Origin of the sequence: Trebonia sp. (assembly GCF_030042015.1) — a bacterium.
In the GTDB taxonomy this organism is placed as follows: Bacteria; Actinomycetota; Actinomycetes; order Streptosporangiales; family Streptosporangiaceae; genus Trebonia.
This window is the reverse complement of sequence record NZ_JASIAL010000109.1, coordinates 1-8,728: the sequence shown is the minus strand read 5'-3', so window position 1 is coordinate 8,728 and position 8,728 is coordinate 1. Positions and strand designations below refer to the sequence as shown.

The window sequence follows — 8,728 nt, the reverse complement described above, 5'->3', positions numbered from 1 at the left end:
GCGGGTGTCGCCGGCCCGCGCCCGGTCGATCTCGGCGGCCGCGGCCTCGCTGCCCGCGACGCTAGCCACGAACCCGCAGCAGCAGCGCCTCTCCCTGGCCGCCGCCGCCGCACAGCCCGGCGGCTCCCAGGCCGCCGCCGCGGCGCCCCAGCTCGTAGCACAGGTGCACGGCGAGCCTGGCGCCCGAGGCCCCGATCGGGTGGCCGATCGCGATCGCGCCGCCGTTGACGTTCACCTGCTCAGGGGTAGCGTCCAGCTCGCGCATCGACTGGATGCCGACCGCGGCGAACGCCTCGTTGATCTCGATAACGTCCAGCTCGCCGACGGTCTGGCCGGACCTCTTGAGTGCCTTCTTGATCGCGTTGGCGGGCTGGGAGTGCAGCGAGTTGTCCGGCCCGGCCACCGTGCCCCACGCGCCGACCTCGGCGAGCACGCTGGCGCCCAGCCGCCGCGCGGCGGCCGCCGAGGCGACGACGACCGCGCAGGCGCCGTCGGAGATCTGCGAGGAGGACCCGGCCGTGATCGTCCCGTCCGCGCCGAAGGCGGGCGGCAGCTTGGCCAGCCCTTCGGCGGTGGTGTCGGGGCGGATGCCCTCGTCCGCGTCGAAGGTCGTCGTGTCGCGCTTGTGCCCGATCGTCACCGGGACGATCTCGTCGGCGAAGATGCCGTCCTTCGCGGCCCGCGCCGCCCGCTGCTGTGACCGGGCGGCGAACTCGTCCTGCTCGGCGCGGCTGATGCCGAACCTCTTGTTGTGCAGCTCGGTCGACTCGCCCATCGACAGCCCGTCGAAGGCGTCGGTCAGGCCGTCAAGCGCCATCGAGTCGGCGATCTCGACCGGGCCGTACTTGTAGCCGCGGCGAGAGTTGCCCAGCACGTGCGGCGCGCTGCTCATCGACTCCATGCCGCCGGCGACGATGACGTCGTACTCATCGAGCCTGACCAGGTCCGCCGCCATCGCGATCGCGTCGAGGCCGGACAGGCAGACCTTGTTGACCGTGGTGGCCGGCGTGGTCATCGGGATGCCTGCCTTGACCGCCGCCTGGCGGGACGTGATCTGCCCGGCGCCGGCCTGCAGCACGTGGCCCATGATCACGTACTGGACGTCGGCGGGCTCGATGGCCGCGCGGTCCAGGGCGCCCGTGATCGCGAAGCCGCCGAGCTCGGCGGCGGTGAAGCCGGCCAGCGATCCAAGCAGCCGGCCGATCCCGGTACGTGCTCCGCCGATGATCACTGGGTCGCCCATGCCGGCCTCCTGCGTTGTGCTGTGACACCTACCTGAAACGATACCCAGCATGCTGCTGCGGATCGATCACGTGGGCATCGCCTGCCACTCGCTGGAAGCCGCCGTCGAGCGGTATCAATCGGTCTTCGGGCTCACGGTGGTCAGCCGCGAGACCAACGAGCAGCAAGGGGTGCGCGAGGCGATGCTGGCGCTGCCGGACGGTTCCTCCTACGTGCAGCTGCTCGAACCGCTCGGGCCGGACACCCCGGTCGGCAGGTTCCTCGCCAGGCGGGGCGAGGGACTGCATCACGTGGGCTATGCGGTAGCCGACGTCGCCGCGGCGCTCGACGCGATCGGCGGGCGCGGTGCGCGGCTCGTCGACCGGCGTCCGCGGCACGGTTCGATGGGCGCCTCGATCGCCTTCTTGCACCCCGCTGATCTCGGTGGGGTACTGACTGAACTCGTGCAGCCGCGAGACGTGCGCGAAACGTGATCTTTGCCCGGCAATCTGGGGACTCATGAGGCACGCCAGACCCGTACACTTCCAGGGCAGGCACGACCAAAGCCGCTAACCGGGATTCATGGGGCAGAGAACTCCGAAGACCCCACCAACCGCGCGGCGGCGGAGTAGTGTGCCTGACACTGGGCGAGAAAATCGCCGGAGTCCGCGATGCAGCGCCACAGTCCTTCGGGGCCACAGGCTCGGGCTGACGAGGGGTGGGGTGGTGCGGTCCGCTGGCCGCCGGCGATTACCCGGCCGCTGACCCCGCCTGCCGTTTCCCCCGTCTAGCCAGGATTAGGCCACATGCAATCGGATATTGACGCTCAACTGACCAGCTTCTTCGAAGAGACTCCACCGCGCGACTTCGCCAAGGTCATGCGCGGTTACGATCCCCACCAGGTCGACGAGCACATCCGTCAGCTCGCCACCGAGGTCCGCAGGCACCAGGAAGACGCGCTGGCCGCGCGACGCGATCTCGCCGACGCGCACCGGCAGATCCGGGAGCAGGAGCGGCCGACGTACTCGGGCCTTGGCGCGCGCATCGAGCAACTGCTGCGGCTCGCCGAAGAGCAGGCCACCGAACTCGTCCAGGCCGCTCGGTCCGAGGCCAACGAGATCAAGGCCGCCGCGAAGGTTGACGGTGCTGAGCTGCGCGCGGCAGCCGAGAACGAGGCCGCGGAACTGCGGGCCAACGCCAAGCGTGAAACCGACGACATGCGCGGCGCGGCCGAGCGCGAGGCGGACTCGATCCGTACCACCGCGCGGCGCGAGGCGGACGAGCTGACCTCGACCACCGAGCGCGAGGTTGCGAAGCTGCGTGCCACCGCCGACCACGAGGTCGCCGAGAAGCGCGCCGCCACCGAGCGCGACATCGCCAAGCTGCGCACCACCACCGAGCGCGAGGTGGCGCAGCTCAAGGCGGCCGCCAAGCGGGAGCGGGACGAGATCCTCACCACGTCCAAGCGCCAGGCCGACGAAATGCGGTCGCAGGCGCAGCGCATCCTGGAGGAGAGCGAGGCGCAGCGGGCGCAGGCCGAGGCCGAGTTCGAGATCCAGCTCGCCGCGCGCCGCGAGGAGGCCGAGCGCCAGGAGGCCGAGCGCCTCGCCGCCGCCCAGGCCGCCACGCAGAAGCTGGTCTCCGAGGCCGAGCAGCGGGCTTCCACCGCCGAGCAGCGGGCCGCCAAGGCGTCCGCGCAGGCCGACCAGACCCGGCGCGACGCCGACCAGCACGCCAGGCAGCTGGTCAGCAACGCCAAGAAGAACGCCGACCAGATCGTGTCGCAGGCCAAGTCGCAGGCCGAGCAGCTGATGACCGAGGCCAAGACCGAGGCCGAGCGCCGCCGGGTGACCGCGCAGCGCGAGGTCGACGAGCTGACCAGGCAGAAGGACAACATCGCGAGCCACCTCGCCCAGGTGCGCCAGCTGCTCGGCGGGCAGCTCGGCGGCGCGATCCCTGGCATGGAGGCCGTCGCCCAGGGCCCTGCCCAGGCCAAGCCGGCCATCGCCGAGAGCACGCCCGTCACCAACGGCGCCCCGGGGGCGCCCGCCCCGGCCCCGGCCCAGGCCCCGGCCCCGGCGCCAGCGCCGGCCGCCGTCCGGCAGGCGGCCGGGAACGGCGGCACCGCGACCGCCCAGGCACCGCGTCCTGGCAACGGCGCCGGCGCGCCGAAGGCGGAGGCGGGCAAGCCGGAAAGCGACGAAGACTGGTGGACCGAGTAAGCCGGTCTCCCGGCTGACGGCTTCGCGGGATTGTGGTGCCCCCCGGCTGGTAGCCGGGGGGCACCACGTCGCTTTTCGCCGCACCGGCAATGAGTCGCCGTTGCGCGTTTCGGGTGCTGCCAGGCTGGCAAGGTCCCGGCGGCTATATGCGCGCGGCGGGCGAGCCGGGGCGCGGGGGCAGGGGCGGCGGGTCAGGCCATCGCGGTCTGGCCGCCGTCGACGGCGAGCACCTGGCCGGTCATGAACGACGAGGCGTCGCTGGCCAGGAACACCGCGGGGCCCGCCATCTCCTCGGCCCTGCCCCAGCGGCCCATGGGCACGTTCGCGATCGTCGCCTGGCCGCCGTCCGGGCTGTCCCACAGCACGCGGTTCAGCTCGGTCGCGGTCCAGCCCGGGCACAGGGCGTTCACCCGCACGCCGGTCCGGCCCCACTCGCTCGCCAGCGTCTTCGTCAGCGAGACCACCGCGGCCTTGGCGGCGCCGTACGGGGCCAGGAACGGCGCGGCGGCAAGGCCCGCGACCGAGGCGACGTTGATGATCGAGCCGCTGCCACGGGCCGTCATGTGCGCGCCCGCGGCCTGGCAGATCCACATGGTGGCGTCCAGGTTCAGCCGGAGCACCTTCTCCCAGCCGGACAGCCGCATGTCCAGGAACGGCACCACGAAATTCGAGCCGCCCGCGTTGTTGACCACGATGTCGAGCCGGCCGAGCATGGCGATCGCCTCGGCCACCGCGGCGCCCGCCGCCTCCCGGCTGGTCAGGTCCGCCGGGATCTCGACCGCCTCGCGCCCGAGGTCGCGTACCTGCTTGCCGGTGACCGCGAGCCCCTCGGCGCCGCGCGCGGTCAGCGCGACGTCGGCGCCCGCCTCGGCGAGCGCCACCGCGATCACCTGCCCGATGCCGCGCGAGGCGCCGGTCACCAGGGCCTTCTTGCCGTCCAGGCGGAACAGCTGCTGTGTCACGGCTCTCCTTCCCACTCCGTCGGCAGCTCCGCCGACTCGTTCAGCGCCGCCGGGTTGACCACCCGCACGATCTCGCCAAGCACGATGCGGACGTAGTTCTCCCCCACCCACAGATGCCTGGCACCATCCACGCCGATGACGTCGGCCTTCGGCACCCGGGCGAAGCGCTGGCGCGCCTCCCCCGGCCGCAGGTAGTCGTCGAATTCCGGTACAAGCGCGGTCAGCGGCTTGCCGGACGCGGCCCAGGCGTCGAGGTCCTCGTCCGTGGCGCGGCGCAGCGGCGGCGACAGCAGGATCGCGCCCTCCACCTGCGGCAGCACGCCCCACTTCAGCGCCAGTTCGGTGCCGAACGACCAGCCGAGCAGCCACAGCCGCGGCAGCCCCGCGCCGGCGGCGTAGCTGACGGCCGCCTCGACATCGTGCCGTTCTGTCTGCCCGCCGCCGAACTCTCCGTCGCTCTTGCCGTGCCCGGACTCGGTGCCGCGGGTGTTGAACCGGAGCACCGCCAGGCCGGCGAGCGCGGGCAGCCGGTAGGACGCCTTGCGGATCACGTGGCTGTCCATCATGCCGCCGTGGGTCGGCAGCGGGTGCAGGCAGATCAGCGTGGCGGCCGGGTCGCGCTCGGCGGGCAGCGCCAGCTCGCCGACCAGGTTCAGGCCGTCCACCGTCGCTATCGTGATCGGCGTCCGCCTGGCCGGAAGGACCGTCGCGGCCCTGATCTGGTTCACGGTCTCCTCTCGCGGTTAGGTCAGCCGGGGTGACGCCGCAGGCGCCGCTGCCAGCACGCGGTGTGCCAGTGCCGCCTCGACGTCACGCCGGCGTGCGCCGGCCACACCACCACGTGGGCCGTACCAGGGTAGATCTCCTGATCGCAGCCCGGGCAGCGGTACGCCTTGGCGGCCGCCGTGCCCGGCACCTGGCGCACGATCCAGTCACCGTCCGGCCACTCTTCGATCCGCTCGGGACCCAGCGGCGCGGCCGGCGCTTCGGGCCGGGCTCGCCGGGTCTTGCGCGGACTCACGATCATCCAGCCTAGCGAGGTGCTGGTACCCGGCGGTTCACACTACAGTGGCGTTCCGTGCGGCTCGTCATCGCCCGGTGCAGCGTCGACTACGACGGCAGGCTCACCGCTCATCTCCCGTCCGCCCTCCGGCTGCTCATCGTCAAGGCCGACGGGTCCGTGCTCGTGCATTCGGACGGCGGCTCGTACAAGCCGCTGAACTGGATGTCGCCGCCGTGCCGGCTGACCGAGCAGCCGGACAGGTGGACGGTCGCCAACAAGGCGGGCGAGACGCTGACGATCACGATCGAGGAAACCCTCAGCGACACGTTCGTGGACCTCGGCACCGACCCCGGCCTGGTCAAGGACGGCGTCGAGGCGCACCTGCAGGAGCTGCTCGCCGGGCAGCTGCACCTGCTTGGCGACGGCTGGCGGCTCGTCCGCCGCGAGTACCCGACGCCGATCGGCCCGGTCGACATCATGTGCCGCGACGGCGACGGCGCGCACGTCGCCATCGAGATCAAAAGACGCGGCGAGATCGACGGCGTGGAGCAGCTGACCCGGTACCTTGACTTGCTCAACAGGGACCCGCTGCTGGCGCCCGTGCACGGCGTCTTCGCCGCCCAGGAGATCAGGCCGCAGGCGCGCGTGCTCGCGGCCGACCGGGGCATCCGCTGCGTCACGCTCGACTACGACACCATGCGCGGCATCGAGCCGGAAAACACGCTGTTCTGAGGCTCGCACCGAGAACCCGGACTGGCGGCGGGGCCCCCTGCGCCAGAAAAGCGGCGCGGCCGGGGTGGGTGAGCTACTGGCGGGCGAGCTGGGCGGTCGGGGCGGGGGCGGGGTGCGGAGTGGCGGGCGGGCTGGGCGGCGGGCCGGGGGTGGCCGCCTGCTCCTGTTGCGGTCCCTCGAGGAGCCAGTCGACGTCGACCTCCTCGCCGCCGACGTTCGTCGTGTCCCACGGTCCGCTGACCAGCAGCGTGTGGATCAGCGGGCCGCCGAGCGAATCCAGGTGCGCGCGCAGCGTGTCGTCGTCGGGCATCCCCGCGATGCGCGGCGCCAGGCGCTCCCTGATCTGGATCAGCCGCGCCAGCAGGGCCTCGCGGTCGGCGTCGGCGTCGAAGGTCCCCTCGTCGCCCTCCGCGATGCCCTGGGAGATGATGTCCTTGATCGCGCGGAAGTCGCCGGTGTCGTCGGCGGTGACCATCTGCAGCCACGCCCGGGTCTTGTGCCGGTACTGCAGCATCGACATCACGGCCTCGTGCCGGACGAAGTCGGCGTCCCGCAGCGTCGTGCCGTGGCGGGGCCTGGCCAGGCACCGGGCCAGGGATATCGCCGACACCAGCCCGCTGTTCAGGCCGCGCCCCGGCCAGAAGTGGATGGCGTTGGCGGCATCGCCAAGCAGGAAGCCGAACGTCCCCGGCGTCTTCGCGGTGGGCGGGAACAGCCGGGCCGAGAACCGCGGCCGCTGCACCATGCTCAGCTGGAAGCCGGTCACCGCGGTCAGGTTCTCCGGCGGGACGCCGAACAGCGTGAGCCCCTCCTGCACCCGCGACCAGAACGCCGACCCGCGCAGCAGGGCCGGCAGGAACAGCGTGTGGTGCGTGCCGCAGGTGAACTCCCCGCTCGGGGTCCGCTCGAGCAGGCAGGGCTCGGTCTGGATGCAGCCGGTGAACAGCTGCCTGACCGGGTCGATCCCGACCGCTTCCTTCGCCTCGGAGGCGGTGAGCCGCATGTTCAGGAATCCCTCGCCGCGCAGCGAGTTCAGCAGGAACCGGTTCTGCGACACCGTCAGCAGGACCGCCATCGGGTCGGGCAGCGTCGACTTCACGCGCAGGCCGAGCACGAAGTCGGAAACCTGCTCTCCGTCGAGCGCGTACAGGGTCGGGTCGGCCGCGCCGAACTTGTCGGCGAAATGCTGGAAGGTGCGCGACCGGCTGCCCTCGCAGATCGCCAGCACGTGCTGCCCGGCTATCTCGTCGTGGGCGGCGTCGGCGTCGAAGGGCGCGGGGATGAGCTCGATCTGGCCGCGCTTGCGGTTAGCCAGGTCGAGCAGGCGCTCCTCGACATAGGCGATGCGGATGTTGCGGGGGCCGAAGTCCTGGATCGAGTCCGGCCCCTTCGGCCACATCTCGGTAAAGTTGCCCGGGGTGAACAGGTGGTCCTGCAGCTCCTGCGGGAGCTTGAGGAACTGGCGGCTCTGGATGGTCACGACCTGCTGGCGCGGGACGTACCGGTCCTCGGGCCCCTTCCACACCACCCGGTGGCCGTCGCGCTTCCAGCGGCCGTTGTAGACCCGGATCGACACCCGCGGCCCCATCAGGTCCGCCAGCATCAGCGCGAACGTCAGGCCGACCGGGCCGCCGCCGCTGACGGTCACCCGCAGGACCGACGCGGGGTCGACAAGCTCGCCGGAGCGAAGCACGCCCGCGCGGACGGTCTTGGCCTCCGCGTCCGACACCTCGAAGCGGAACAGCTGGTCCCCGATCATGATCTCGTCGCCCGGCCGGAGCCGGTGGGCCGTAACGGCCGCGCCGTTGACCCAGGTGCCATTGCTGCTGCCCCGGTCGGCGAGGACATAGCCGTCGGCCTCCTGCCGGAGCTCGGCGTGCAGCCGGGAGGCGGACAGGTCATCGATGACGACGTCGTTGTTCTCGTCGCGGCCGAACGTGACCGGCGCGCCGCCCACCGCGAAGCGCCTGCCGACCAGGTCGCCCCGCACCCCGATGATCGAAGCTTTCACCGCGCATCTCCCGTCCCCGCCCGCAAAACCGCGTGACGTCGTCACTCGCCAATACCGTAGCGCCGCCGTCCGCCAGCGTCCACGATTCCCGGCGGGGGCAGGGCGGGCGGGCGCTCGCGATCGCTCAGCAGGTAGTGCAGCACGGCGATGTCGCCGAGCCGACGGGCCGCGGCCAGCGTCATCGGGCGCGCCGGGGTGTGCGGGTAGGCGGAGGGCAGGCCGAAGCGCGGCGCGCTGGCGTCGCCGACGAAGAACGGGGCGATCGCGAGGCGCAGCTCGTCGGCGAGGTCCGCCGCGAGGATGTCGCGCAGGATCCGGGCGCCGCCCTCGACGAGGACAGTCGCCACGGATCGTTCGGAATAAAGGTCGTGCAGGACGGTGCGCAGGGATGGCGGGTCGCCCGCGTCGATGACCTCGGCGCTCCCCCCGAGCCTGGCCTGGGCAGCCGCGACGGCGCGCGAGGCGCAGTAGACAAGCGGGGTGCCCGGGCCGGTGAAGAAGCGGGCGGCCGGGTCAAGGGCGCCGGTGCCGGTGAGCGTGACCCGCAGCGGCTGCGGCGGCCGGCCGGCGGCGGCAC

Annotated in this window: 9 protein-coding genes; 3 read left to right on the top strand and 6 right to left on the bottom strand. The window is 72.3% G+C overall.

Going from position 1 to position 8,728, the window contains the following annotated elements:
- Positions 1-61: 61 nt before the first annotated feature.
- Positions 62-1,243, bottom strand: a complete 1,182-nt coding sequence (locus tag Q1N79_RS05460) for an acetyl-CoA C-acetyltransferase (protein ID WP_300605219.1) — start codon at positions 1,241-1,243, stop codon at positions 62-64.
- Between the two features lie 49 nt (positions 1,244-1,292).
- On the opposite strand from Q1N79_RS05460, the gene mce reads away from it, so the two are divergent.
- Positions 1,293-1,715 (top strand): methylmalonyl-CoA epimerase, encoded by a 423-nt coding sequence (gene mce, locus Q1N79_RS05455; RefSeq protein WP_300605217.1) that lies wholly within the window; start codon positions 1,293-1,295, stop codon positions 1,713-1,715.
- Positions 1,716-2,027: 312 nt separating this feature from the next.
- Positions 2,028-3,443 (top strand): DivIVA domain-containing protein, encoded by a 1,416-nt coding sequence (locus Q1N79_RS05450; RefSeq protein WP_300605215.1) that lies wholly within the window; start codon positions 2,028-2,030, stop codon positions 3,441-3,443.
- Between the two features lie 191 nt (positions 3,444-3,634).
- Here Q1N79_RS05450 and Q1N79_RS05445 read toward each other — a convergent pair whose 3' ends face one another.
- From Q1N79_RS05445 to Q1N79_RS05435, 3 genes are read right to left on the bottom strand one after another with little or no spacing between them, the layout of a single operon-like run.
- Positions 3,635-4,405, bottom strand: a complete 771-nt coding sequence (locus Q1N79_RS05445) for an SDR family NAD(P)-dependent oxidoreductase (protein WP_300605213.1) — start codon at positions 4,403-4,405, stop codon at positions 3,635-3,637.
- Complete coding sequence (locus Q1N79_RS05440; RefSeq protein ID WP_300605211.1) at positions 4,402-5,133, bottom strand: alpha/beta hydrolase; 732 nt, start codon at positions 5,131-5,133, stop codon at positions 4,402-4,404. Before Q1N79_RS05440 ends, Q1N79_RS05445 begins: the two co-directional genes overlap by 4 nt.
- A 20-nt stretch (positions 5,134-5,153) precedes the next feature.
- Positions 5,154-5,426, bottom strand: a complete 273-nt coding sequence (locus tag Q1N79_RS05435) for an ATP/GTP-binding protein (RefSeq protein WP_300605210.1) — start codon at positions 5,424-5,426, stop codon at positions 5,154-5,156.
- 57 nt (positions 5,427-5,483) lie between these two features.
- Here Q1N79_RS05435 and nucS point away from each other — a divergent pair, with 57 nt between their 5' ends.
- A complete protein-coding gene (gene nucS / locus Q1N79_RS05430) occupies positions 5,484-6,140 on the top strand; it encodes an endonuclease NucS (RefSeq protein WP_300605208.1) in 657 nt (218 codons plus the stop codon).
- A gap of 73 nt (positions 6,141-6,213) precedes the next feature.
- On the opposite strand, the gene Q1N79_RS05425 is transcribed toward nucS, so the two are convergent.
- Entirely contained in the window at positions 6,214-8,151 is a 1,938-nt protein-coding gene (locus Q1N79_RS05425) for an FHA domain-containing protein (RefSeq protein ID WP_300605206.1), read from the bottom strand.
- A 41-nt stretch (positions 8,152-8,192) separates the two neighbouring features.
- Positions 8,193-8,728 (bottom strand): dihydrofolate reductase family protein (locus tag Q1N79_RS05420; protein WP_300605204.1); only part of this gene is annotated, 536 nt, incomplete at its 5' end.

Excerpts from the sequence above, each read along its gene's own strand:
- Q1N79_RS05460 (WP_300605219.1), bottom strand. The coding sequence starts at position 1,243 with ATGGGCGACCCAGTGATCATCGGCGGAGCACGTACCGGGATCGGCCGG.
- mce (WP_300605217.1), top strand. The coding sequence starts at position 1,293 with ATGCTGCTGCGGATCGATCACGTGGGCATCGCCTGCCACTCGCTGGAA.
- Q1N79_RS05450 (WP_300605215.1), top strand. The coding sequence starts at position 2,028 with ATGCAATCGGATATTGACGCTCAACTGACCAGCTTCTTCGAAGAGACT.